This is a genomic window from Pontibacter sp. SGAir0037, from assembly GCF_005491705.1.
Taxonomy (GTDB): domain Bacteria; phylum Bacteroidota; class Bacteroidia; order Cytophagales; family Hymenobacteraceae; genus Pontibacter.
In genome coordinates this window covers 4,940,360-4,965,731 of sequence record NZ_CP028092.1, presented here as the reverse complement: position 1 = coordinate 4,965,731, position 25,372 = coordinate 4,940,360, and the positions used below count along the sequence as shown (strand labels likewise).

Genomic DNA, 25,372 nt, shown 5'->3' with positions numbered 1-25,372 from the left:
TAATATAGTAGTAACATATAAAAGTGCTACTATTATGAAGACTCTTGCGCTCCAACTTTACCAGCACCTATCGCTGCGAAGCCTGCTTTTAATATTACTGGCACTCTCCTTTATCGCAGCCAGCTTTTCTATAGACAATCTCATTCTTGAGGTTAGTGTGGCAACCAAAGGAATACCAGATTACAGTTTTATTTACTTGGTGCGTACAGCAATGGCTATTCTGAGCAGTATATTGGTGCTATCGGCCATTATCCAGTTCAGGCAAACCGATAATTCGCCTGTTGTGCAGGCCAGGGAGGCAAATCAAGTGGCTAATAGCATTTTGTCTACTAAATTAAAAGCAGGAACAATAAGCCTGGTTTTACTAGCTTCTGTCTTATTCTTATCCCTGTTTCTAAGCGATCCCTACCAGTTCTATCTGTACTCAGAGGAAGATGGCTTTCTGGAGCAAACTTCGGCAATTTTGCTCTTTATCAGCTGTGGCATATTCATTTATGTATTTCTGCACTTCTGGCAGCACCCAAAGATCAACAACAAACTATACCTAACTACCACAGCTCTTTTCGCAGCCGGCTTCTTTTTACTGGCTATGGAAGAAGTATCATGGTTTCAACGTGCTTTGGAAATAGAAACACCAGTAAAAGGCTTTGAGAAGAATGCTCAGAATGAATTGAACCTGCATAACTTTTACACCTGGCACGCAGAAGCATTATATTACTTCGGTTCCTTTTCCTTTCTTATACTTTTACCTTTTATAGCGCAGGTTACGCAGGTATTTCAAAAAATTAAACCAGTGCATTTTTTTATACCAAGCCCCTTTGTACTGTTTGTAAGCGCTGTTGCAGTAGCTTATAACTACGATGGCTGGAACGTGATTTTTATGCAATTAGCGTTTTTTATTACCCTGTCTATTTTGGTATATTACATGTTAACTTACCGCAAAAACAAATCTCTTAGTTCTTTATCGGCTGCTATGTTTATCCTGATACTGGTAACACAGGTGCTTTACCTGATGTACGGTGGCAATTTTGTAAGAACCTGGGATGTGACAGAGTACAGGGAATTCTTGATGCCACTAAGCTTTACAATTTATGCCATAGAAGTTCTGCTGAAGCTGAGAAAGAATTCTGATCCCACCTTAAAGTCTGAAAAGCTGTAGCGGACCGTTGCCTGTTTTTAAAAATGTAAAATTTGGATGCTAGCCCTGTGTGCTATTGAAAAGGGTGTTAAGCCCTGCTTCTGTTTTACAGCCACTGCAACAAAAATTTAAGAGATGTAAATATTTTTTTTGAAAGAATATTCCTAAGTAAGAAATATTTACATATCTTTGCAGTCCGAAAATTGAAGAAGATACTATAGCTTTAACACATAGCCATGAGCGAATTAATTAAATTTATTGAGCAGGAATCTACAGACAAGCGTGCCTCTTTCCCAGCTTTTCAGGCAGGCGATACTATCAATATCCACGTAAAAATCCGTGAAGGTAACAAAGAGCGTATTCAGCAGTTCCAAGGTGTTGTCATTCAGCGCAAAAATGTTAATACTAACGGTGAGACTTTCACTGTAAGAAAAGTTTCTAACCAAATTGGCTTAGAGCGTATCTTCCCAATTCTTTCACCTGCTATCGAAAAAATTGAGCTTGTTAGAAAAGGTAAAGTAAGAAGAGCTAGATTGTTCTATCTGAGAGGTCTGCAAGGTAAAGCTGCAAGAATCAAAGAGAGAAGATAAAAATACCTGTTTTCATAAGTTTCCTATATTTAAAAAGGAGCCGACATTCGTTCGGCTCCTTTTTTTGCTTATACCCCTCTTACCCGGCATAGGACAGGACAAAGGCTATGCTTATATTTGCAGGCATTGATGCAACTGTTCCCCAATACCAAATGAAGCCAGCCATATATTTACAACTGCTACTCCTTTTGCCGCTCTCAATTGTGCTTAGCAGCTGCCAGACAGATTACGCTAACTTGCCTACCTATACTCCAACCAAACAGCTGCAGGCGGTTATCGAAACACCGGCAGGATCAGCGCATAAACTGATATATAGCCAGGAAAACAAAGATTTTGTAGCTGACAAAGAAGCCGGCCGAGACCGGGTGATCAGCTTTCTGCCTTTCCCGGCAAATTTTGGATTTATTCCTTCTACACAAACCAACAGCACCGGAAAAGGAATAGAGATAGTGGTTATTTCGGAACGAGCCGAGCCTGGAACCGTAATGGAAGTGATACCGGTTGGTGTACTGCAGTTAGAAACAGCCGGTGACCTCGAACACATCATAATTGCTATACCAGCGCGCCCAAGTGAACAATTGATTACTACCAGCGATTATACCTCCTTTAGCCGACAATATCCTGCCATAAAAGAGATTTTACAACAATGGTTTATGCATCATAACGCTACTGCAAAAACCAGGTTTATAGGCTGGCGCGATGAGAAATTTGCTGACCAGGAAATACAGCGGTGGATGAAACTATAGATTATATTTTTTCTGATTAGCTGCTTTCCAGATCTCATACAAGCCGTTATGTACATAGCTTCTGAGCGCATACGATAAATCTTCAAGCTCTTCGTAATGGCTGATAGAAGTACCCGAATACATTTCGAGCTCGCTTTTAATTATTTTTAAAGATCGGGCAATATCCTCTATCTGATTTTTCAGCTCCACGTACCTGATCTGTGGCATCGGCATGCTCTCTTCTAATTTAACATGGCGCTGCTTTAAATCCTTTGCTTTTAAAACATAGCGGGTATGTTCTCCAAAGTCCTTTAGTTTTGTAAAGCCTACGCTCAAAGCTACCTTCTCCGATTGCTCGGCAAAGGGACCAGCTGCAATACTGATTCGTACTTCTTCTCTGCTACGCAACAGGCAGGGTAAAATAACCTCGTTCAGATTCCTGGTCAGGTAGCCTTGCCTTCTATAGGCCGGCAAGACATACCAGTGCAGGTCGTTTTTCATGTCGAAAACGGCACCAATGTATTTGTTCTCTGGGTTTTTAAAAAAATAAAAGACGTTCTCTCTATCAGGAAATATCGTTTTGATGGGCGGCCTGGAATCTTTTGTCCAGATTTTAGCCATGTCCACAGCAGGAGCTAAGGGTCTGATAAATATCAGCTCTTTAGAGTCGTTTGCGTTGAGCTGCTGAATCAGCTCCTCCAAAGTTTCATCGCTCATTCAATTCAGCTGGTTTATCTATTTTACTGCCCTGAGTTTCGCCCGAACAGTCTCCACTGCTTTTTCCATTTCGAGCACCTGCTGCTGGCTGGCCTGCTGCTGCTTAGCATTGTTCTCCACATCTGCCTCCAGCTGCATTAGTTCTTCAGCATTACGCACCAGCTCCGCCTCTAGTTCCAGCTTTCTCTTTTTGTTTTTTTCTATACTGGCCTGGATATCATTGGCCTGCTTCACCACACGCTCTTGTTCAGCTTTTGTTTTCTGAAGCACATCTTCTGCCTGGTTTATCTGCCTGAAAATATCTTTTTTATACAGCTTCGCACCAAAAGATTTTAAAAAGCCTTCTGCTGCCGCGTATACCTCAGGCTCCGAATTTTTACTGATACTTCCGGCTTCCGTATCCAGCGACCACCACACATAGCTTCCAGTGGCATGGCTTCCAACCACAGAAAAAATGGTAAGCGGCTTGCTACTGATCGTATCTAATACAACCCCCTCCAAAGACAAAATGCCTTTGCGAAGCTTCACTTTTCCGGGCTGCTTTGAAAGGTAATCTTTCCAGTACTTCTCCACAAACTTCTGGTCGAGCTGCACGGTTAGCTGCTGCCCCTGCCTGAATAAACCGTTCACTGATTGTTCTTTTTCTTCTACTTGTACTGTCTGCGCCTGGCATACTCCTGAAAAGGCTAACATGAGCCAGAGTATGGAAACTTTCCACTTCATCTTTGGGGTACTCTTTATTCTAGTTTACTATTGTGTCTACGAAACTAAGCAATCTACACGAATCATCCTGTATCTGAAACCTAATTTAAACAAAATTAGGCTTGGGTTTCGCTGCGAAGCACTAACTTTGCAAATTATGGTGCTCTAGAATTAAAATTTTAGAAATACTCAAACTATAGCACCTCTATAGTTGTTAACCCACTATGAAGATAACCATCTGTCGGAAAGAGCAATTTAATGCTGCACATAGGTTACACAACCCCTCCTGGAGCGATGAGCAGAATGCTGCTGTATTTGGCAAATGCAATAATCCGAATTATCACGGGCACAACTATAACCTTATAGTTAAATTATCAGGAAATGTAGACCCGGACACCGGTTATGTGTATGATATGAAGAGGCTCAGCAACCTTATTAAGGCAGAGGTGATTGAGCGGTTCGACCATAAGAACCTTAATCTTGATACTACGGAATTTAACCAGCTTAACCCGACAGCAGAAAATATAGCCATTGTTATCTGGAACCTGCTCCGGGCAAAAATTAGCACCGACTACGATCTGGGCCTTACACTTTATGAAACTGAACGAAACTTTGTTGAATACAATGGATAAAAATAATCTGCGGCGCGACGAGGAAGAAATAGATGATCATATGATGAGTTCGCTGGAGACTCCTCTGCGTACAGATGCGTTTGATTTATCTGACGAAGAGAAAATCCTTCTGATTGAAGGCCACTTTAGAGAGATTATGCAGACGCTGGGGCTTGACCTGAATGACGATAGCCTGAAGGGCACTCCTTTGCGTGTGGCTAAAATGTATGTGCAGGAAATATTCAGTGGACTGCATCCGGAAAACAAGCCGGTAATACGCCGTTTCGAAAACAAGTATAAGTATAACCAGATGCTGGTAGAGCGCGATATTACAGTTTACTCTTCCTGCGAGCATCATTTTGTACCGATTATAGGTAAGGCTCATGTAGCCTATATGCCGAATGAGCACGTTATTGGTTTATCGAAGCTTAACCGTATTGTACACTACTATGCCCGCCGCCCACAGGTGCAGGAGCGTATGACCATGCAGATTGCCAACGAGCTAAAAGAAGCCTTACAAACAGAAAATGTAGCTGTATTAATAGAGGCAGACCACCTTTGTGTGATGAGCCGCGGCGTAAACGATGTGAGCAGCAGCACTATTACAGCAGAGTACTCAGGGCTTTTTGAACAGGAGCAGTATCGGAATGAATTTCTGAGCCATATCCGAAAAAAATAAATTTCTGTATAGCTGGTAAAATTAATACATTGATTTTACCAGCTATTTACTATTTTAGCATTTATTCTTCCTACCGCTTTCAGAACTGCAAAGCTTACCTGCACCTGTTTTAGGTATATCTGAGGTATGCTTAGTTGCAATTAAACAAACTTTACCCTTTCCAAGCTGTTACAGCAGAACGTATAATTCTGCTTATTACGTATTAATTTCATTAGAATTGTTTGCTTTATGCTAAAGACAAATTATGCCGGATAAGATACTTATAACAGGCGGTTCTGGTTTGGTAGGCATGCGCCTCTCCGAAATGCTGATAGACTTAGGCTATGAGGTTGCACATTTAAGCAGGAGTCCGGGTAAATTTTCGCATTACAAAACTTTCAAGTGGGATATAAAGGAGCATTATATAGATGAGAGCGCCATCACCTATGCCGATTATATTATCCACCTGGCAGGTGCAAATGTTGCCGCTGAGAAATGGACTGAAGATCGGAAGAAAGAAATTATTAAGAGCCGGATAGATAGTGCAGGTTTGCTCTATAAATGTTTAGCAGAATCAAAACACCATGTAAAAGGCTTTATTTCGTCTTCTGCCATTGGTATTTACGGTAATTCAGGTGAAAACCTGATGTCGGAGGAAAGTACCTATGGCGACGATTTTCTGGCTGAGGTTTGCAAGAAATGGGAGTCTACTGCCTGGAAGGTTAAAGAACTGGGCCTACGTACCGTTATTCTCAGGCTGGGTGTGGTGCTTAGTAGTGTGGGAGGGGCATTACCACAAATGGCTCGCCCGGTTAAAATGTTTGCGGGTGCTCCCTTAGGCTCTGGCAACCAATACATGTCCTGGATTCATATTGATGATGTTTGTAGGCTTTTTATCAGGGCTATAGAAGACACCCAATTTGAAGGAGTTTACAATGCAGTTGCGCCTCATCCTGTTACAAACAAGGAGTTCACTAAGAAATTAGCAGAAGTAATGCATCGCCCCCTGCTGCTGCCTAAAGTTCCTGCTTTTGCCCTTAACATGGTATTAGGCGAACTGAGTGAGGCCATTCTGTTTAGCCAGCGGGTAAGTGCCAACAAAGTAATTCAAACCGGCTTTACGTTTGAATATGCCTATCTTGATGAAGCACTGGCTTCTTTCTATGAAAAGAAAGCCTGATGTATATATTATTTGCACATAAACGGGAAGGCCAGCTAACTCAAACATTAGCTGGCCTTCCCGTTTATATCATCTCAGGGGAATTACTGCAGTATACTATCGTCCAGGTTTAACAGCTCCAGTTCCAGATCTACAGCCGTAGAATCAGATTCAACGACTTTGGGTAGTATGGTGGTGCAGTTATACTTTTTGTTAATTTTCACGGATGGCCCGGGGAAGCGCCCCATTGTATATCCCAGGTCTTTGTCTTTATAGATGTTTTCCATGTACAGGCCAAACACTGGCAAAGCCGTTTTAGACCCCTCTCCCAATTGTGATGTCCTGAAATGTATACTTCTGTCTTCACCTCCTACCCACACGCCTGTTACAAGGTCTTTTGTAACACCCATAAACCAGCCATCCGAGTGATTAGATGTGGTACCTGTTTTGCCTCCTATTTCATTTCCTTTCCACAGGTCGTACTCCCAGAGTGCCTGTGAGGTACCTCCAGGCTCTTCCATACCTCCTTTTAGCATGTGCATCATCAGGAAGGCAGTTTCTTCGCTTAACACTTTCTTCTGGCGAGGCATAAACTGGTGAATCAGGTTGCCATTGCGGTCTTCTATACGCGTTATAAACATTGGGTCGGTATGGAAGCCATGATTCGGGAAGGTACTATAGGCCCCCACCATTTCGTAAATAGAAACATCACTTGGTCCTAAGCCAATAGAGGGTACAGATTCCAGCGGGCTTTCTATACCTAACTTCTTAGCGTATTTTACAACAGTTTCCCAACCAATTTTTTCTGTTAGCTGCGCGGTTACAGAGTTCACAGATTTACCCATTGCCCGCCTAAGTGTCATAGGTGCTCCAGTATACGACCAATCGGCATTGGTTGGAGACCAGCTTTTCTTCTCCCCTTTCTCCACATAGTTTATTGTAATGCGCTGATCTACTATTTTATCGCAGGGCGAATAGCCGTTATCGATAGCAGCTACATATACAAAAGGCTTAAAGGTTGAACCTGGTTGCCTGCGGGCCTGCTTCACATGGTCGTATTTAAAATATTTAAAGTTGATACCACCTACCCAGGCTTTTATTTGTCCTGTAAAGGGATCCATGGTCATCATACCTCCATGCAGAAAACGCTTGTAGTAGCGCAGCGAATCCATCGGCGACATGGTAACCTGCTTCTCACGTGCTTCATTCTCCCAAGTGAACACCATCATCTCCCGTGGCGTGGTCAACTCACGCTTAATGGCTGCCTCGTCATCCCCATACTTCTTCTTCAGGCGCTTGTAGTAATCTGTACGCTTGATTGTTTCTTCAATGAATCCTGGAATCTCACGGCCTTTCTCATCAACCCATGGGTTCTTACTCCCCCAATGGTTATCAAACCTTCGCTGCAGGGTGCGCATCTGCTTCTCCATTGCGGCTTCGGCATGAGCCTGCATGCGCGAATCTATGGTTGTATAAATTTTTAAACCGTCCCGGTACAGGTCGTAGCCATTCTGCTTGCACCACTCTTTCAGATAGTCGGCTACTGCACCTCTAAAGTAAGTAGCAGGGCCATCGTAATGGTTCTCTACACGATACTGCAGTGTTAGCGGAACCTGGCTTAGCGAATCAGCCACAGTGGCAGGCATATAGTTATACTTCGCCATTTGAGCCAGCACGGTGTTACGGCGACGGGTAGCATTTTCAGGGTTAAAGCGGGGGCTGTAGTAGGTAGGTGCTTTTAGCAAACCTACCAGTACCGCGGCTTGCTCTGGTTTTAAGCTGTCGGGCGAGGTGTTGAAGAAAGTCTTGGAAGCTACTTTTATACCAAAAGAGTTACTGCCAAAGTCGACGGTATTCAGGTACATAGCCAGAATTTCTTCTTTGGTATACCGCTGCTCCAGCTTGATGGCCGTCAGCCATTCCTTTGTTTTAGATATCAGAATATTAATTCCCGGTATATGACCCAAAACGCCTTTCGAATCCTCGGTTCGTGTTTTGTAAAGATTTTTGGCTAACTGTTGGGTAATGGTACTGCCGCCCCCACGATTATCTCCGCGCACCAGATTATAGCCTACAGAAGCAATAGCCTTCACATCTATTCCTGAGTGCTCGTAAAAGCGGGCGTCTTCTGTTGCCAGCAGTGCCTGCACCAGCACAGGCGACATATCGTCATAGCTAACCGGGCTCCTGTTTTCTTTAAAATATTTACCTATCAGTTCTCCATCAGAAGTGTAAAGCTCCGAAGCCTGGTCAGACCTTGGGTTCTCCAGTTTATCAAGACTTGGTGAAGCCCCAAACAAATAGAAGAAATTATACTCTACACTTACTACATACAGAACCAGCAGCAACAGGCTCAAAATGAAAACGTTCCAAAAAAGCTTTATAATGCTCCTGTAAACAGATTTCTTCCTTTTCGGCTCTTCTTGTACTATCTTTTGCTCTTGCAGCATTATATAAAACAGGGTAAACCCACTTAAAATTCGAATTCAAGTTTTTTTCAAAACAGCTACAAATATAATCTAACTGTACAACATCTAAGGGATATAAGTCCTAAAACTTAGTAAAGCCCTCTCATTTTACCAAACATTAAATGCAGCTGCTTATCTTTGCCCTCAGTAGCTTAAAACACCATGATGCAAGAACAGCAGTTACAGCAGGCTTTTGAACAAATTATCGGTTTGCCCCTTACCAGAACCACCCGAACGGAACTGATAGAGTATTTTCATTTTGGAAATGCGCACTATACTACTCCGCAGGGCTTAGTACTGGATGTGGGAGCCTTTACGCTGGCTGTAAATTGTCCGTGGCAGTTACAGCAGCCCGGAGGCGAAACCATCGAGCATAAGGAGGTATTTATGCGAAAAAGAGAAGCTGGTTTGCCAACTCCAGGCTGGAACTGGAAGATTCCGGGGGATAACCTGCGCGACCAACGCCTGAAGGAGTTTATTCACCAGCATGGAGAACTGCTGGTAAAAAGCGTAGAGTCTACCGGCAACTATGGTCTCATCCTGCATATTGGCCAGCAGATCCAGCTTATTATCACACCTGATACCGCTAAAACAACAGAAGAATTCTGGCAGCTGTTCAGCAATACAGCCGAAAATTTCAGAATAGGCGCAGGCCCGGCCGGTGTAGTATAACTCCTTGTTTTTCTGAAGTAAATTAAGGCTTATATCTGCAAAACTTTTTAGGTGCTGCAGTAGTAATGTAGCTTAAAAGCTACGTTGCACATTCGCCTTCATTTATTTGAATTAGAAGATCAGCCCTGGTTCCCTCATTTTATACGGCAGGGAATGCTTGATTTTCTCCGGTTCATGATCTCAAAATTGGGAGCATATGAGGCCGCTTTGCCTTTGCTGGAGGAATTGCTGCTGAAAACCGGGCTCAACCACTTTACAGATTTGTGCTCGGGAGCAGGAGGAGGTATTGAGGTAATCCAGAAAGGCATAAGTAAGCGTATGGGAAAAGAGGTTAAGGTTACGTTAACTGATCTTTATCCAAACATAGATGCCTACGAGTATTTATACTCAAAATCCGGTGGTACTATAGACTATGAAAAAGAACCAGTAGATGCCACTGCTGTTCCTCGTCGTATAACAGGTATTCTTACTATATTTTCGTCATTTCACCATTTTAAACCGGAGCAGGCGCAGGCAATCCTGCAAAGTGCGGCTAACCACAGAGCGGCTATCGGTATTTTCGAAGGCACCAGTAAGAGCTGGTTAGAACTACTGTTCCTCTGGGTTGTTTTTCCTGTGCTTATTCTGGTAGTAACACCATTTATCCGGCCTTTTAAAATAAGCCGCTTGTTCTTCACCTACGTGGTTCCTCTTATACCGGCAGGCATTATCTGGGATGGAACAGTATCGCTCTTCAGAATATACACTCCACACATGCTTCAGCAGATGGTTGCCAAAGTACATGCGCCAGATTATACCTGGAAATGCGGAAAAGCGGGAAACCGTTTAGGGAAACATGTCATTTATCTTATCGGGTATCCCCGCACAAAATAAACGGATGCTTTCAGATACAAAACACTACGCCGATGCAGCCGCTGCTAACTGAAAGCTCCATGTTCCAGAGATATAGAGCCGCTTTGGTTCTGATGCGGATACCTTTCTCGGTATACCTGATGCCTGTATACTGGTTTGCATTAAGTGCTGCTCCTGTGGTCAGCCCTGCTTCTGCCATACTTACCTTCTTTATTTTGCACCTGCTGGTGTACCCGGCCAGCAATGGCTATAACTCTTATTTTGATAAAGATGAAGGCAGCATAGGCGGGTTAAAACAACCACCGAGAGTTACACCCGAATTGCTTCATGTCGTCCTGATCTTCGATACACTTGCGGTTCTGGCGAGCCTTTTACTTTCACCTGTATTTGCTGCTATGGTGGCCCTATACCTTCTTGTCTCGAAAGCCTATAGCTACAAAGGCATTCGGCTGAAAAAATACCCCATTACCAGCACGATAATTGTAACGGTATTTCAGGGCGCTTTTACATTTATAATGGTGCAGGTGGGTGCAGGAGTAGAACCCCAAAATACCTTGTACTTCCCAACTGAGGGCTTTGCTTTGGCAAGCACGCTTCTCCTCTGTGGCTCCTATCCTCTTACTCAAATCTATCAGCATGAAGAAGATAGCAAACGAGGCGACAAAACATTAAGCTTGCTTTTAGGAATACAGGGCACTTTTATATTTGCTGCAAGCTGCCTCACCCTTGGCAGCGGAGTACTTCTCTATCTATACTTTATAACTGATCAGGCAATCAATATCCTGATTTTCCTGGTTTGCACCGGGCCTATTCTTTACTTCTTTTCCAGTTGGGTGTGGCAGGCTCAAAAAAATGCACAGGTAGTTAACTATGAAAATACCATGCGTATGAATAAAATATCTTCTATCTGCATCAGCCTAGCCTTTGTAACGATAATGGTTGTGGAGGCTATAAGAGCCTGAAATTACTTTTACAGCATTTCTTGCAACCCCATGCTGTGGCTACGTATATGACTTCAAAAATATATTGATACATGAAGTTACTGTACGCCATTCTCTCCGGTTTAGCAGCAACCGCCGCCATGACTGCATTTCTATACCTGCTGTCTTACGCAACACACAGGGTTATGAAAGTGATAAAAATTCTGGGAACTATGTTGCTTAGTCGCACGCAGCGCAATGGAGAGTTATCTGATGCAATCGGAACAAGAGTAGTGGGTACACTGGCGCATTACCTGGTAGGTATTTTATTTGCGATAGCTTACCTGGCGCTCTGGGAATCCGGTGTGGGGCTGGTTACAGCCTCATGGGGTTTGTTATTCGGACTCGGCAACGGTATACTGGCAATGTTTGTATGGTACTTCTTTTTTATGATTCATCCAATGCCACCACTTATTCCACTCCGCCTTTACCTGATCACGCTTATCTTCGCCCATGTGGTGTTCGGTCTGGTTGTTACCTATACCTATTACCTCCTCTCCCATCCGGAGTACGGGTTCTGGCAATAAAGCCGCCGTGCTACAGGAGAGGCAGGTTGTTTGACCTATAAAAGCAAAGAGCCTGCACCCGCTTTCGGGTACAGGCTCTTCTATACTATTTACAAATGTGCTGGCAATTAGCCATTCATAGAAATCAGGAATTCTTCGTTGCTCTTCGTGCCGGTCATTCTGTCTTTCAGGAACTCCATAGCTTCTACAGAATTCATGTCAGACATAAACTTGCGCAGAATCCAGATGCGGTTTAATTCATCTTTGTCCATTAACAGATCTTCGCGGCGGGTACCGGAAGCAGGCACATCAATAGCAGGATAAATTCTGCGGTTCGCCAGTTTGCGATCCAGCTGAAGCTCCATGTTACCAGTACCTTTAAACTCTTCAAAAATAACCTCGTCCATTTTAGAACCTGTGTCTATCAGGGCTGTTGCTATAATAGTTAAGGAACCGCCGTTTTCTACGTTACGGGCGGCACCAAAGAAACGCTTCGGCTTGTGCAGTGCATTGGCATCCACACCACCTGATAAAATTTTACCAGAAGAAGGCACCACAGTATTGTAAGCACGGGCAAGACGGGTAATAGAGTCTAATAAGATAACCACATCGTGTCCGCACTCTACCATACGCTTCGCCTTATCCAGCACAATGCTCGATACCTTTACATGGCGTTCAGCAGTTTCATCGAATGTAGAAGCTATTACTTCCGCTTTTACGCTTCGGGCCATGTCTGTTACCTCTTCCGGACGTTCGTCTATCAGCAGGATCATCAGGTATACTTCCGGATGATTTTCGGTAATCGCATTTGCAATTTCTTTCAGCAATACCGTTTTACCTGTTTTCGGCTGGGCGACAATCATACCGCGTTGTCCTTTACCTATCGGGGCAAAAAGATCCAGCACACGGGTAGAAAGCTGGCTTGGCCTTGTAGTTAACTTTAAGCGCTCTTCCGGGAAAAGCGGTGTCAGGTGCTGGAATGGAATACGATCACGGATTTCCTCTGTCGTACGTCCATTTACTGTTTCTACCTTTAAAAGAGCGAAATATTTCTCTCCTTCTTTTGGCGGGCGGATCTGACCTTTTACAGTATCTCCGGTTTTAAGGCCAAATAACTTGATCTGCGAAGGCGATACATAAATATCGTCCGGGCTGGCCAGGTAGTTGTAATGTGTGGATCGCAGGAAGCCATACCCATCCTGCATGAGTTCCAGAACACCCTCGTTTAGGATTATTCCATCAAACTCTTTAAAGTTATTGCTGCTAACATTCGCCTGTTGCGGTTGTTGCTGGTTAAAACGACGTTGGTTATTGTCGTTGCGGTTGTCGTTCCTTTCAACGCGCTGTTCGCGATTTTCCGTTCTTTCAGGGCGAGGCTCACGGTTTTCGTTGCGTTCAAAACGGTCTCTGTTTTGATTCTGATTTTCGGGGCGTTCAGGTCTTTGCTGCTCACGGGTATCAGTCCGTTCTGTACGGTTTTCTACTCTTTCGGCACGTGGCTCACGATTCTCTGTTCTTTCAGGGCGAGGTTCGCGGGCTTCGGGGCGGTTATCGCGGCGTAAACGCTCTCTTCCCTGTTGTGGTCCATGATCCTTTGCAGGTGCGGCAGGAGCCTGTGCTACAGTAGGAGCCGCCACATCAACACGGGCAGCAGGGGCCTCGGCTCTTGCCGGAGCAGGTTTACGCTCTGGTCGGCTTTGCTTTCTTAAAGCTGGAGCCGGAGCTGGCGCAGCCTCAGACTCAGGCTCAGGCACCTCTGCTACTTCAGTTGTGCTTTCCGGGGTTTCTACTTCTTCTGGAGTAACTGGACGAGGAGGAGATTTGTACTTTTTAGGCAGTTTCTCAGGTGGGGTGATGGCTTGCTGATCAAGGATTTTGTAAATGATTTCTTGTTTGCTAAGCTTTTTAAAGTTCTTAACACCCAGGTCTTCAGCAATTTCCTTGAGTTCTGAAAGAAGCCTATCTTTCAATTCTTCAATATTGTACATAAATAGTTGTATGGTAGTTAACTATACTTGCCGGTACACGGCATGTGTAGCCAGCGAGAGATTTTTAATTATTAGGATTAAGATCAGGTTGTGATTGAGTAAGTGAGGCTCAGGAAAGGGCCTTCTTCAAATTGTACTGCAATGTTATTGCAATGCGCTTTAATTAACAAATATTACGATGTATTTTGTTAAAAATGTTTCAATTTTTATGTAAAAGATTTCGTAATGACAGCATACTACTCAAAAAAGTATATTTTTGTGCCTCAATACAAGCCCCAATTATGCTACAGTTACATGTTTTAAGAGATCAGACTGACCTGGTAGTGGCAGGTTTGACCAAGAAAAACTACAAAAATGCGGCAGCAGAAGTTGCCGCCCTGCTGGAGCTCGATCAGCAGCGACGCCAGACACAAAGCGAGCATGATGAACTACAGGCTAGATCGAATACGCTATCGAAAGAAATTGGCGTATTAATGAAGAGCGGCCAACGCGACAAAGCCGAGGCTTACAAATCGGAAACAACCGAGCTGAAGCAAAAGGCAAAGGCCTTGGCTGAGCAGCTTTCGTCGCTGGAAGAAGAACTTCAGAAAGCACTTTACAAGTTACCTAATCTGCCTCACGAAAGCGTGCCTGAAGGTAGAACAGCAGAAGACAACGAAGTAGTTCTACAACATGGAGAAATTCCTGTTTTACATGAAGGTGCTCTTCCACACTGGGAGCTAATTCAGAAGTATGATATCATAGACTTTGAGCTTGGCAATAAAATTTCCGGTGCCGGTTTCCCGGTTTATAAGAAACAAGGGGCACGTTTACAGCGTGCACTCATCAACTTCTTTTTAGACGAAGCCATTAAGGCTGGTTATGCAGAAGTACAACCCCCGATTCTTGTAAACGAAGCTTCAGGCTACGGCACTGGTCAGCTACCGGATAAAGACGGACAGATGTACCATGCTACTGAAGATAACCTGTACCTGATCCCAACTGCTGAAGTGCCGATCACAAACATTTACCGTGATGTGATTGTGCCTACAGAGCAGCTCCCTGTTAAAAATGCTGGCCATACGCCTTGCTTTAGAAGAGAGGCTGGCTCATGGGGCGCTGATGTACGTGGCCTGAACCGCCTGCACCAGTTTGATAAGGTAGAGATAGTGCAAATTACGCTGCCTGAGAAGTCTTATGAAGTGCTGGAAGAAATGAGCAGCTATATTCAGGGTTTGCTACAGAAACTGGAATTACCTTACCGTGTGCTACGCCTGTGCGGTGGTGATATGGGCTTTACTTCGGCTCTTACCTATGATATGGAAGTATACTCTACCGCCCAAAACCGCTGGCTGGAAGTAAGTTCTGCCTCTAACTTTGAAACATACCAGGCTAACCGCCTGAAACTACGCTACAAAACAGAATCAGGCAAAACCCAGTTGCTGCATACCCTTAACGGTAGTGCGCTTGCTCTTCCTCGTATTGTTGCTGCTATCCTGGAGAATAATCAGACGCCCGATGGTATTAACATGCCAAAGGTGCTGCATCCATACCTTGGGTTCAGCTCCATTTCATAAGTCATGTGCTAATTTTTCAATGTGAGAATTTGAAGATGTGAATGTTTAGTAAGCCTATCACAGAGAAGCCGCGGAGCAATTCCACGGCTTCTCTGTGATAGGCTTTAAGGTTACTGTATATCTAAGGCAGCTCTCAACTGTCATTAATTTTCAAATCTCCACATTTCCAAATTCTCACATCCCTAAATTAGTACATCAGCACATTACCTCATTCCCACATTAATCCCTGTTTGCAAAAGCAACTATAGACGCTTCATCGATATCGTGCATACATTTAAAGTGACCAAGCGGGCACTTTGGCAATCCGAATTTAGAGCAAGGCCGACACGGTAGTTCCACTCCTGCCTCATAGTGATTGCTTACCAGGTATGGCTGCACACCCAGCAATTCAGGCACTGTACTACCCCAAATAGAAACCAGGTCTTTGTTAAAAGCTTCTGAAATATGTGTAAGCCCTGTATCAAAGCCAATAACTTTATCCGCTTGTTTCACCAGGAACACAGATTCATTCATGCTGATTTTACCACAGGTGCTCACAACGTGCGCTCCTGCCCCCTGCTGAATAATGCGGCCGTTTTCTTCCACATCTTTTCCTCCCAGTAAAACAACAGGCTTCTGAAGCGACCGGCAGATACTGATTACTTTTTCATTGGGCATCCTCTTTGTAAAATGAGTGGCGCCAATAATAAAAGCCACATATCCTTTATGGTGGCTCTCCGGCAACAGGTGTTCCACCTGGTAATCACCTGCCAGAAAGTAATCAATAGGCTGCTGATCGTTAGCTACTCCCAGAAATTTAACGGCTTTGAAATAGCGATCAACCAGGTGCACAGGTTCTATTTTGTTTATTTTGAACCGTATTGCTAGCACCTTCTTAATCCTCTCTTTTTTATAAGTAGAAGATTTTACTCCCAATGCCACCTTCACCATGGCTGAGCGAAGGCTGTTATGCAAATCAATTACGTAATCATATTTCTCTGCTTTCAGGTCTTTTATCGTATCAGATAACTTGTCTTTAAGCAGATGAAGCCTATCCACATAAGGATTATGGTTAAACATAAAGCTGAAACTCTTCTTGGTGAGAAAATGGATTTCAGCCCCGGGTAACTGCTGTTTTAATGCACGCACAACAGGCGTGGTATAAATAATATCACCAATAGAGCTAAACCGGATAACCAGTATTTTTAAGTTTTCTTTTTTCAAGAGAACGTGTTTAAGCTGTTCGTATTAAAGTTTGTTCCAGTACATTGGCTGTGGCAAGTAAAACAAAAGAAAGGCATTAGATTTTTGCTTTCCGGTTTTTAAAATAGGCCTCTACTTCTTCCACAGTTTTTGCATTAAAGGTCATCTCTTTGGTAAGGCCACCTTTTCTGCCTACCAGCACGCCATAGCGCATATCGTGATAACCGCTGGTATGGTGAGCATCCGGGTTTATACTTAGCATAACCCCTTTCTCCTGTGCATACTGTACCCAACGCCAATCCAGGTCGAGCCGCCAGGGGTTTGAGTTTATTTCTATAATAACGTTATTGGCAGCACAGGCATCAATAACAGCTTTGTGGTTGATCGGGTAGCCCTCGCGGCGAAGCAGCAACCTGCCCGTTGGATGCCCAAGCATGGTAGTATAAGGATTTTCGATGGCTGTAATAAGTCGTGCGGTGGCCTTTTTTTCGTCCATGTTGAGTGTGCTGTGGATAGAAGCTACTATAAAGTCGAAAGTAGCCAGTATATCTGGGTCATAATCAAGAGACCCATCGCCCAGAATATCAGATTCTATTCCTTTAAAGATTTTGAACGGAGCCAGCTTTATATTCAGTTCATCTATCTCTTTCTGCTGCCGCAGCACATCGCCTTCTCGCAAACCACCGGCATAAGAAGCTGTTTTAGAATGATCCGAAATTCCCAGATACTCAAATCCCAGATCACGGCAATAAACAGCCATTTGTTCCAGTGTATGGGCACCATCCGAATAAGTACTATGGTTGTGCAGAATTCCTTTCAGGTCGCTCTCCTCCAGCAGAACCGGCAGTTTGTTCTCTCTTGCCAGTTGCAGCTCATTCGTGCCTTCTCTGAGTTCAGGCACAATATATGCCATACCTGCTGCCTGATAAATAGCCTTTTCAGAAGCGAAGTCCTGCTTTTTAATTAATCCGAATAATGTATCAGAAGCTTCGTAAGGAAGCGTTATGTGCTCTATGGCAGCCGAATGCATTAATAGTTCGTTTGCGAAACGTTTTTTAGGTACTATGTTTATTTCTGTCCGGAGGCTACTTATTGTATGCATACCTCTCCAGGCAAAAGGTCCGGAGGCTTTCTCCTCCTGGTGCAGCACTTCCAATGCATTCAGCTGTTCCTGCACGGCAACAGGTTGGTCGGCACCAATTAAAAGCTGCAGTTCCTCTACAATTTCCATCCTCCGCCTGACTGCCCCGACAAGGGCAACTTCGGCATCAGGTAAAACAGCTTTAATAGTTTGCTGCAGTTCATCAGCACTGGCTTCTGCCTCAGCAAACAGTAGCTTACCCCTGTTCTGCTGCGTAAAGAGCAATGCCTGCTTTATGTTTTCCTGCGTTTTAGCTCCAAACCCTTTAATCTTGCTTAATTTATCCTGTTCACATGCCTCCAGCAACTCTTCCAGCGTTTCTGTGCCCAACTCTTTCCAGATAGTACGCACCTTCTTAGGGCCTATACCTTTAATGCGAAGCATCTCTACCACGCCTGGCGGTGTGGCAGCAAGCAACTGATCCAGTTCCTCAAAAGAACCTTCCTCGTTTAATGCCAGAATTCGTGCGGCTATACTTTTGCCTACACCATTTATCTTCTCTAATTCGGCTAAGGTTTTGCCCACCAGTGGCTCTTCCACCAATTCCAGGGCCGCTATGGCATTTGCATAAGAGCGCACCTTAAAAGGATTCTCGTCATGCAACTCCATAAGCTCTGCCGTTAGCTTAAACTGTTTTATTATTTTTTTATTTTCCACTGCCAGCTTCTTGTGTTGTACAAAGATAGAAAATTCGCCCTGTACCAGAGCAACGCTTCAACTTCTAACATTTGAATTTTGACTTCAAAATAAACACGGAATTCTCTATCTTAGCTTTAAAATAGGCTGCTTGTTATGGCCTCTACCTTTATTTCTATGAAATACACATCGCTGCTCTGTATCCTGGGCCTTTTTCTGCTGGCAGTTACCTGCAAGAAAAGTAAACTGGAGTCGGAGCTTCTGCAGAAAACCTGGCTACACTCTTATGAAGAAGACCAAGGTGATATTATGACCTTTCGGCCTAATACATTTGATTTTCCACCTTCCCGAGGCAGAACAGGCTTTACTATGGAAAAAGATGGCATTATCCGCCAATATGAAATTGCTCCTGCCGATGGACTGGAAGAAGTAACGGGCCATTGGGAACTGGAAGGCCAGGACACGATACTGGTGAAATTTGATAGAGAAGAGCAATCGCCTGAACAGGATTATCGCATCAAAATCCTGTCTCTCAAAGACCAGGTCTTAAAAATAAGAAGACTGCCACTACAAAACTAAAACCAATAAAACTTACATAAATTAATAATATCCATGCAATACTGGCTAGTAAAATCAGAACCTGAAGCATATTCGTGGGCTGATTTGGTACGAGACGGCGTCACCTGCTGGGATGGCGTACGTAATTATCAGGCAAGAAATAATTTACAACAAATGCAGCCAGGCGATCTGGTGCTATTTTACCATAGCGTTTCTGAGAAAGCTGTAGTGGGCATTGCCAAAGTAAAAAATGCGGCCTATCCAGATCCCAAAGCCGAAGATGCAAAATGGGTAGCCGTAGACCTGGTACCAGAACGTGATTTTAAAGATCCGGTAACACTGGATCAAATTAAAAAAGATAACCGCTTGGAAAATATAGCCCTGCTGCGCCAATCCCGGTTGTCTGTAATGCCGTTAAAAACAGAAGAATTTGAAGTTCTGTTATCTCTGGGCAATTAAATAAGCCTGTAGCTAGAGCTTACTTAAAACCTGTCATCTTTAGTATGTAAGCCATGACAGGCTTTTTCCTCTTAAATTAAAAGCAACGCTGTTATGATTAGAGTTTACTTCCTGCTTCTTTGCTTACTCATTCTTTCAGCTGAACCACTCATGGCCCAGGAGCCAGACCAGTCTTTGCGCATAGAACTGCCATTTGACTGGAACAAAACTTCTGTAGAAGTAATTGCTTTACCAGATAGCAGCCTTCTCATTTTCAGCAAAACCAGTAGTACATGGGGCAGCAAAGCAACTTTTAATCTTAACAAGTACGATGCAAACCTGAAGCAGGTCTGGAGTAAAGCGCTTGACATTCCTTCCGAATGTGAGTTTATCAGATACTATACCGAAGCTCCTTATACCTACCTTGCCCTCTCAGGCAGAAAAACAGAGGAATACAAATTCCTGCAGGTACATATTCCAACCGGAAACCTAAAACTGGTAGAGCAGGAGTTTAAAAACATTGACAGCATCTATGAATATGGTGTTATACAGGGTAATTATTTCATTATAGCTCATAACAGCAAAGACGACAATCCGGTGCTTCTTTACCTGAACCCCGACCACAAAGAGCCTCAGATACTGCCAACACTATACGATCAGCGCTCTTCTTTCTCTGATCTGCTGATCGACAAAGAACATAAGCGTGTAGATGTAGTCTTAACAGAGTCTAATAATCGTATCTCACGCCTTCAGGTAAAAAGCTTTGATGTGTACGGAAAACTAATCAGCAACCACTTTATCCTACAAAACGGCAACCGGAGCTTGCTTAATGCTGAAATCACGCCAGGAGACAGTACTAGCAAATTGCTTTTTGGAACATTTGGCACACGCGATATCCGGTTAAATCAGGGCTTTTTTGTAGCAGATGTAGCTTCGGGCGTAGTAAATGCCGACTTTTACGATATGCTCCAGCTTGAAAACTTTTACAAGTACATGAAGCCAAGAAGAGAAAAACGAGTAAGAGCACGCGAAAAAGCACGTATAAAATCAGGCAAAGAACCGCTGAACCAATACAGGCTTCTGCTACATGATCTTATGCCTACTCCTGCTGGCTATCTTCTAGCGGCAGAAGTTTACAGCCCCTACTCAGGTGGCAGCGTCAGCACGTTAAACTATCCGCTTTTATTTCCTTCGTCGCGCAGAACAGAGGGTTATAAGCGGAGCCACCTGGTATTACTAGGTTTTGACAGGGCTGGCAACCTGGTTTGGGACAACAACTTCCCTATGAGCGAAATTACCACACCCACTCTTACTTATGCCGTTGAAATCGCCCACACAGCAGATGAGAAAATAATTATTGCTTACCCGGACGAAAACAAAATATTTTACCAGGTGATACAGGGTAACACGTACCAGAATGAAGTTTCTGAGCTAGAGTTACTACGCCTTGATGCTGATGAAAAAATAAAGGACACTTATGATCCAGGTGTTATCCGCTGGTATGGCTCAACCTTTGCTGCATTTGGATTTAAAAATAAAAACAACAAAAGCTACTCTGAGGAAAAAGTGTTTTACATTAATAAAATCACCTTCTAAAAAGCAGCGGGCTAAATTTAGCCATCATTGATTTTAAAAATTTGCACTACTCCCGCCGAAGTATCTATATTTGCAACACATACCGCTTCTTATGCAGAAAAGACTAATTGTAAATCACCAGTTGCTCGATATTATGGTATTGCGGCTTTGCCACCAGCTGATTGAGAACCATGGTAACTTTTCTGATTCTGTTATTTTAGGCTTACAACCCCGTGGCAGACAAGTAGCACAGCGCATTCAGGCAAAACTAACTTCTATTTTGGGCACGTCTGTACCTACAGGCTACCTGGATACCACCTTTCACCGCGACGACTTTCGCAGAAGAGAAACGCCACTTGCAGCAAATGCAACCCGCATCGACTTTCTGATTGAAGGAAAAAAAGTGATCCTGGTTGATGATGTTCTCTACACAGGCCGATCTGTGAGAGCTGCTTTAGATGCGATGATAGCTTACGGCCGCCCTGCCAATGTGGAGTTACTGGTTCTGATAGACCGCCTTTATAGCCGGCATTTGCCTATAGAGCCAACCTATGTAGGCAAAAGTGTGAATTCACTTCAATCGCAACGCGTTTTGGTAGAATGGCAAGGGCAGGAGGTTGAAGAAGATAATATCTGGCTAATTACGAAAAACGAAGACTAAATCATCCATGCAAGAGCTCAGCGTGAGGCACCTGTTAGGCATTAAAGATATTACCAAACAAGATATTCAGCTCATTTTTGAAACCGCTGATAATTTCAAAGATGTACTGAACCGCCCAATTAAGAAAGTTCCTTCGCTACGCGACATTACGATTGCCAATGTCTTTTTCGAGAACTCCACCCGCACCCGCCTTTCTTTTGAGCTAGCCGAGAAAAGACTTTCTGCAGATGTGATTAACTTTTCCAGCAGTGGCAGCTCCGTTAAAAAGGGAGAGACACTTCTGGACACTGTGAATAACATTCTGGCCATGAAGGTAGATATGATTGTGATGCGCCATTCAAGCCCGGGAGCACCTCACTTTTTGTCGAGGCATATCAAAGCCAATATTGTAAATGCCGGAGATGGCACGCATGAACACCCTACGCAGGCTCTACTGGACTCATTTTCTATAAGAGAAAAGTATGGCGAAGTGGCAGGCAAGAAAATCGTGATTGTTGGTGACATCCTTCATTCACGGGTTGCTTTATCTAACATTTTCGCTTTGCAAAAGCAAGGTGCAGAAGTAATGGTATGTGGGCCTTCTACTCTGCTACCTAAATACATAAAGGAACTGGGAGTAAAAGTAGAGCTGGATATAAATAAAGCTCTTGCCTGGTGCGATGTAGCCAATGTGCTCCGCATCCAGCTGGAAAGGCAGCAAATGAAATATTTCCCTTCCCTGAGAGAGTATACCTTGTACTACGGCATTAATAAGAAAATGCTCGACAAGCTGGATAAGCAGATCACAATTATGCACCCAGGCCCGATAAACCGGGGAGTAGAGCTAAGCAGTGATGCTGCAGATTCCCATCACTCCATCATATTAAACCAGGTGGAGAACGGAGTAGCCATCAGAATGGCTGTCTTGTATCTTTTGGCGTCTAAAAATAAGATTTGATTTAGCAGCGCTTATGTTTTTCTTATTTTGAGAATGTTAAAACGGACAGGAAGAAATAGTCTGTTCAAATTAAGCTTTATGAAGTAAGCTATCGCATCAACTTTGTTAAGCTTTTTCCACCACCTAAGTTAAAACCAATGCCAAAGGTATGCTGTAAGAAATGATCGTTCTTTTCTCCTCCCACTACACCATCAAAACTATCGGAAGCAGCCCAGTGCCTGCCTGTCTGCAGGAAAACATTAGCAGCCCTCGTTAAGCGGATATTAACTCCAGCTCCGCCAAACAAAGTACCCGTCACGTATTTTTCTTTTGCACTTTCGGCAGCATTAGTACTTTTCGTATCAACAAAGCTCATTCCTGCTGCCAGCATCAGGTACGGCCCTACAATAGCCTCTCTCCTTTTCCGGAACCCATACCTCCTGTAGCCAACTTTTCTCAGCGGGTTTTGATCCAGCACCGCCCGTAAGCCATGCAATTTAAGCCTGATGCCATACATAGCCGTTCCCACACGCGCATCGAACTTGGCCACATTTTCATTTGCAGCAAGCGTAGCAGCAGCTGTGCTGGTTTTGCCGTAGCTCATATGTAGTCCTCCATCAAAACACCTGTTCAGATACTGGTTAAATGAAACACCACCGCCCCAGTTTACTGCTGGCGTCCACCACTGGTTCGTAATATCTCCGGCATACTGTAACCCACTCGCATAAACCTGAATGTTAACAGGCATTTTTAATGTTTGTGCGGTTACCCATGATACTTTCCCGAATAGCAGGCAAGAAACGAGCAATGATACTTTAAATGTACGAGTAATGAGAAGCTTCATATGAACAATAGTCAAGCGTGTATCTTCAACATAATCAGCGCTATACCCAAGTAAGCGTATTCCAAATATAACCTATCAATGTTATACTTTCACAAGCGTTTCTCAATATTCATATAAAATTAAAAATATATATAAGTATTATTTTATAATAGATTCTAAGGGAAGTTCTATGATATTAAACAGATGTACTTTTTGCCAGAATGACATCTGTAGGAGCAAGAGAGAAGCAACTGATAATATGTTAATGCTAAATTGTTATAATTTGTCTGTATAAATAAAAAGCAGAAGCAACCAAACAAGCTACTTCTGCCACTTCTCTAAAAAAGGAAGAGGCCCCCGCTCTCATTCGAGCGGGGGCCTCCCCTTGGTGCAGGGCCCGCCCCTGCGGGCAGGCCTCTGTTATCTTACTCCATGTCCAGCTTCATGTCGGGCGTGTCCATCTGGAAGCCAACCCTCCTGTTCTGGGCACGGGCCGCAGCCGTTCTGGCCTTCGACAGGCGCGTGTTCACCTGCACGAGCGGCTGGCTCTCGCCGTAGCCTCTGGTCACCAGCCTGTCCGGGTTCTGAACACCTCTCGAGATCAGGTAGTCCTTCACCGCCTGCGCCCTGCGCTCGGAAAGCGCCTGGTTGTACTCCTCAGAGCCGATGTGGTCGGCGTGACCCTTGATCAGCAGCACGTGGTCCGGGTAGCGCTCCAGCGCCACAACGATGCTGTCGAGCAGCTGACGGTAGCCGTCCTGCACCCGGGCCTGGTCGAACTCGAAGCGAACCTTCTCCTCCATCAGGCGCAGCGTGCGCTCGTCCAGCTGAGGGCAGCCTTTGTTCTCGGCAGGGCCCGCTGAGTTAGGGCACAGGTCCTCGTGGTCGGCAATGCCGTCCCCGTCCGTGTCGATCGGGCAACCCTGCGCGTCCACCTGAACGCCGGCAGGCGTGTCTGGGCACTGGTCGTCGATGTCGGCAACCCCGTCGCCGTCTGAGTCAGGGCAGCCCTGAAGAGCGGCAGTGCCTGGCTCTGTCGGGCAGCGGTCGTCCTTGTCGGCCACGCCGTCGCCGTCGCCGTCAGGGCAGCCTTGCGTAGAGGCAGGTCCGGCCTCTGTCGGGCACTGGTCCTGATAGTCCGGAACACCGTCCCCGTCCGTGTCGATCGGGCAGCCCTTGCGGTCCACCTGAACGCCCGTCGGCGTGTCAGGGCACTCGTCCCTTCTGTCAGGAACGCCGTCCCCGTCCGTGTCGGTCGCAGATCCCAGGTTGAAGCCCAGGCCCACGTTGTGCTGCAGGTACTTGTCCCAGCCGCCGTCAACCTCGCGACCGTCGATGCCGTCGTTCAGGTCGAACATGAAGCTCGACTGCACAAAGCCGCTGATGCGGTCCGAGAAGCGAAGGCGGATACCGCCGCCGAGCGAGCCCAGAAGCGCGCTGTAGTTCTTGTCGAACGGACCAACAGGGTTGTTGGCGTAGGCCGTGGTGGAACCCTCCGTGCTGCCGAAGCCGGCGCCGATCGTACCCGACAGGTAAGGCCCGATGAAGGCGTCCTCCTTGAGGATCGTGCCGTACATCTTCAGCCTCAGGCCAAGAGAGGCCGAAGTCATATTGGCTCTGTACCAGTTACCTGCACCCTGCTGACCTGCGCGCATGTCCTGATAGCCCAGGTGAAGCCCGCCGTCGAAAGAGGGGCTGATGTAGCGGTTCAGCGACAGGCCGGCCCCGCCGTTCCAGTCAAACTTCCACCAACGGTTGATCATCTCGTTGTGCTGCTGCAGAGCCGTGCCGTACACCTGGATGTTCCAGGGCATGTCCGACGTCTGAGCTAGGAGACCAGGGCTTGCCGCAAGCAAGAACCCTAGCGCTAACGCTGCTTTTCGTAATCTTGTGAAGTATGTTCGCATAATTATTATTTGATAATTCTTCAGCTAGTATGTCAATATGAAGATATTCACATATTTTCACGCAAGTTTAGTGACATTTTTTTAAAATGCCAATCCTCAAACGAAAATACATGTAGTTTGCATTGATTTTATTGTTTTTACGCCACCATTTCTTCTAAATGAGTATGTACTCTCTTCTTTACCCTTAGATCAAAAAAAGCATTTTAATATTAG

At 44.7% G+C, this 25,372-nt stretch carries 24 protein-coding genes; 16 read left to right on the top strand and 8 right to left on the bottom strand.

Annotation, left to right across the window (positions count from 1 at the left end):
• Positions 1–34: 34 nt before the first annotated feature.
• From C1N53_RS20600 to C1N53_RS20590, 3 genes are all read left to right on the top strand, one after another.
• Positions 35–1,159, top strand: a complete 1,125-nt coding sequence (locus C1N53_RS20600) for a hypothetical protein (protein WP_137761098.1) — start codon at positions 35–37, stop codon at positions 1,157–1,159.
• A 215-nt stretch (positions 1,160–1,374) separates the two neighbouring features.
• Positions 1,375–1,728, top strand: coding sequence for a 50S ribosomal protein L19 (gene rplS, locus C1N53_RS20595; protein ID WP_137761097.1), 354 nt, complete (start codon positions 1,375–1,377; stop codon positions 1,726–1,728).
• 107 nt (positions 1,729–1,835) lie between these two features.
• Positions 1,836–2,474: an inorganic diphosphatase gene (locus tag C1N53_RS20590; RefSeq protein WP_240773310.1), complete on the top strand. Its 639-nt coding sequence runs from the start codon at positions 1,836–1,838 to the stop codon at positions 2,472–2,474.
• On the opposite strand, the gene C1N53_RS20585 is transcribed toward C1N53_RS20590, so the two are convergent.
• Both C1N53_RS20585 and C1N53_RS20580 read right to left on the bottom strand, forming a co-directional pair.
• Positions 2,469–3,170: a hypothetical protein gene (locus C1N53_RS20585; RefSeq protein WP_137761096.1), complete on the bottom strand. Its 702-nt coding sequence runs from the start codon at positions 3,168–3,170 to the stop codon at positions 2,469–2,471. The genes C1N53_RS20590 and C1N53_RS20585 overlap by 6 nt on opposite strands.
• Positions 3,171–3,188: 18 nt before the next feature.
• Entirely contained in the window at positions 3,189–3,893 is a 705-nt protein-coding gene (locus tag C1N53_RS20580) for a DNA repair ATPase (RefSeq protein ID WP_240773309.1), read from the bottom strand.
• Between the two features lie 203 nt (positions 3,894–4,096).
• Between C1N53_RS20580 and C1N53_RS20575 the strand changes: the two genes are divergently transcribed.
• The 3 genes from C1N53_RS20575 to C1N53_RS20565 all read left to right on the top strand — a co-directional run bounded on the left by C1N53_RS20575 (position 4,097) and on the right by C1N53_RS20565 (position 6,321).
• Positions 4,097–4,504, top strand: a complete 408-nt coding sequence (locus C1N53_RS20575) for a 6-carboxytetrahydropterin synthase (RefSeq protein WP_137761095.1) — start codon at positions 4,097–4,099, stop codon at positions 4,502–4,504.
• Positions 4,467–5,162 (top strand): GTP cyclohydrolase I FolE, encoded by a 696-nt coding sequence (folE, locus tag C1N53_RS20570; protein ID WP_240773308.1) that lies wholly within the window; start codon positions 4,467–4,469, stop codon positions 5,160–5,162. Before C1N53_RS20575 ends, folE begins: the two co-directional genes overlap by 38 nt.
• Before the next feature lie 244 nt (positions 5,163–5,406).
• On the top strand, positions 5,407–6,321 hold the full coding sequence (locus tag C1N53_RS20565; protein WP_137761093.1) for a TIGR01777 family oxidoreductase: 915 nt from the start codon (positions 5,407–5,409) through the stop codon (positions 6,319–6,321).
• An 83-nt stretch (positions 6,322–6,404) separates the two neighbouring features.
• On the opposite strand, the gene C1N53_RS20560 is transcribed toward C1N53_RS20565, so the two are convergent.
• A complete protein-coding gene (locus tag C1N53_RS20560) occupies positions 6,405–8,750 on the bottom strand; it encodes a penicillin-binding protein 1A (protein ID WP_137761092.1) in 2,346 nt (781 codons plus the stop codon).
• A 180-nt stretch (positions 8,751–8,930) separates the two neighbouring features.
• Between C1N53_RS20560 and C1N53_RS20555 the strand changes: the two genes are divergently transcribed.
• The 4 genes from C1N53_RS20555 to C1N53_RS20540 all read left to right on the top strand — a co-directional run bounded on the left by C1N53_RS20555 (position 8,931) and on the right by C1N53_RS20540 (position 11,799).
• The gene (locus tag C1N53_RS20555) at positions 8,931–9,440 is read left to right on the top strand and encodes a hypothetical protein (RefSeq protein ID WP_240773307.1); all 510 of its coding nucleotides are present in this window, start codon (positions 8,931–8,933) and stop codon (positions 9,438–9,440) included.
• Between the two features lie 153 nt (positions 9,441–9,593).
• The gene (locus C1N53_RS20550) at positions 9,594–10,313 is read left to right on the top strand and encodes a class I SAM-dependent methyltransferase (protein ID WP_137761091.1); all 720 of its coding nucleotides are present in this window, start codon (positions 9,594–9,596) and stop codon (positions 10,311–10,313) included.
• 59 nt (positions 10,314–10,372) lie between these two features.
• Positions 10,373–11,254: a UbiA family prenyltransferase gene (locus C1N53_RS20545; RefSeq protein ID WP_240773306.1), complete on the top strand. Its 882-nt coding sequence runs from the start codon at positions 10,373–10,375 to the stop codon at positions 11,252–11,254.
• A 71-nt stretch (positions 11,255–11,325) separates the two neighbouring features.
• Positions 11,326–11,799 carry a DUF2938 domain-containing protein gene (locus tag C1N53_RS20540; RefSeq protein WP_137761089.1) on the top strand — a complete coding sequence of 158 codons (474 nt, stop codon included), beginning with the start codon at positions 11,326–11,328 and terminating at the stop codon, positions 11,797–11,799.
• A 107-nt stretch (positions 11,800–11,906) separates the two neighbouring features.
• Here C1N53_RS20540 and rho read toward each other — a convergent pair whose 3' ends face one another.
• On the bottom strand, positions 11,907–13,766 hold the full coding sequence (gene rho, locus C1N53_RS20535; protein ID WP_137761088.1) for a transcription termination factor Rho: 1,860 nt from the start codon (positions 13,764–13,766) through the stop codon (positions 11,907–11,909).
• 281 nt (positions 13,767–14,047) lie between these two features.
• On the opposite strand from rho, the gene serS reads away from it, so the two are divergent.
• Complete coding sequence (gene serS / locus C1N53_RS20530) at positions 14,048–15,322, top strand: serine--tRNA ligase (RefSeq protein ID WP_137761087.1); 1,275 nt, start codon at positions 14,048–14,050, stop codon at positions 15,320–15,322.
• Between the two features lie 219 nt (positions 15,323–15,541).
• On the opposite strand, the gene C1N53_RS20525 is transcribed toward serS, so the two are convergent.
• Positions 15,542–16,525, bottom strand: a complete 984-nt coding sequence (locus C1N53_RS20525) for a glycosyltransferase family 9 protein (RefSeq protein ID WP_137761086.1) — start codon at positions 16,523–16,525, stop codon at positions 15,542–15,544.
• Positions 16,526–16,601: 76 nt separating this feature from the next.
• Positions 16,602–18,254: a helix-hairpin-helix domain-containing protein gene (locus tag C1N53_RS20520; protein ID WP_240773305.1), complete on the bottom strand. Its 1,653-nt coding sequence runs from the start codon at positions 18,252–18,254 to the stop codon at positions 16,602–16,604.
• A gap of 204 nt (positions 18,255–18,458) precedes the next feature.
• On the opposite strand from C1N53_RS20520, the gene C1N53_RS20515 reads away from it, so the two are divergent.
• The 5 genes from C1N53_RS20515 to C1N53_RS20495 all read left to right on the top strand — a co-directional run bounded on the left by C1N53_RS20515 (position 18,459) and on the right by C1N53_RS20495 (position 22,450).
• Positions 18,459–18,860 (top strand): hypothetical protein, encoded by a 402-nt coding sequence (locus C1N53_RS20515; protein WP_137761084.1) that lies wholly within the window; start codon positions 18,459–18,461, stop codon positions 18,858–18,860.
• Between the two features lie 33 nt (positions 18,861–18,893).
• Positions 18,894–19,298, top strand: coding sequence for an EVE domain-containing protein (locus tag C1N53_RS20510; RefSeq protein WP_137761083.1), 405 nt, complete (start codon positions 18,894–18,896; stop codon positions 19,296–19,298).
• A 93-nt stretch (positions 19,299–19,391) separates the two neighbouring features.
• Positions 19,392–20,873, top strand: a complete 1,482-nt coding sequence (locus C1N53_RS20505; protein WP_137761082.1) for a hypothetical protein — start codon at positions 19,392–19,394, stop codon at positions 20,871–20,873.
• Between the two features lie 91 nt (positions 20,874–20,964).
• Positions 20,965–21,513, top strand: coding sequence for a bifunctional pyr operon transcriptional regulator/uracil phosphoribosyltransferase PyrR (gene pyrR, locus C1N53_RS20500; RefSeq protein WP_137761081.1), 549 nt, complete (start codon positions 20,965–20,967; stop codon positions 21,511–21,513).
• 7 nt (positions 21,514–21,520) lie between these two features.
• Positions 21,521–22,450: an aspartate carbamoyltransferase catalytic subunit gene (locus tag C1N53_RS20495; protein ID WP_137761080.1), complete on the top strand. Its 930-nt coding sequence runs from the start codon at positions 21,521–21,523 to the stop codon at positions 22,448–22,450.
• 88 nt (positions 22,451–22,538) lie between these two features.
• Here C1N53_RS20495 and C1N53_RS20490 read toward each other — a convergent pair whose 3' ends face one another.
• Complete coding sequence (locus tag C1N53_RS20490; protein WP_137761079.1) at positions 22,539–23,177, bottom strand: hypothetical protein; 639 nt, start codon at positions 23,175–23,177, stop codon at positions 22,539–22,541.
• Positions 23,178–23,677: 500 nt separating this feature from the next.
• Entirely contained in the window at positions 23,678–25,066 is a 1,389-nt protein-coding gene (locus C1N53_RS22945; protein ID WP_168194073.1) for an OmpA family protein, read from the bottom strand.
• Positions 25,067–25,372: the final 306 nt, after the last annotated feature.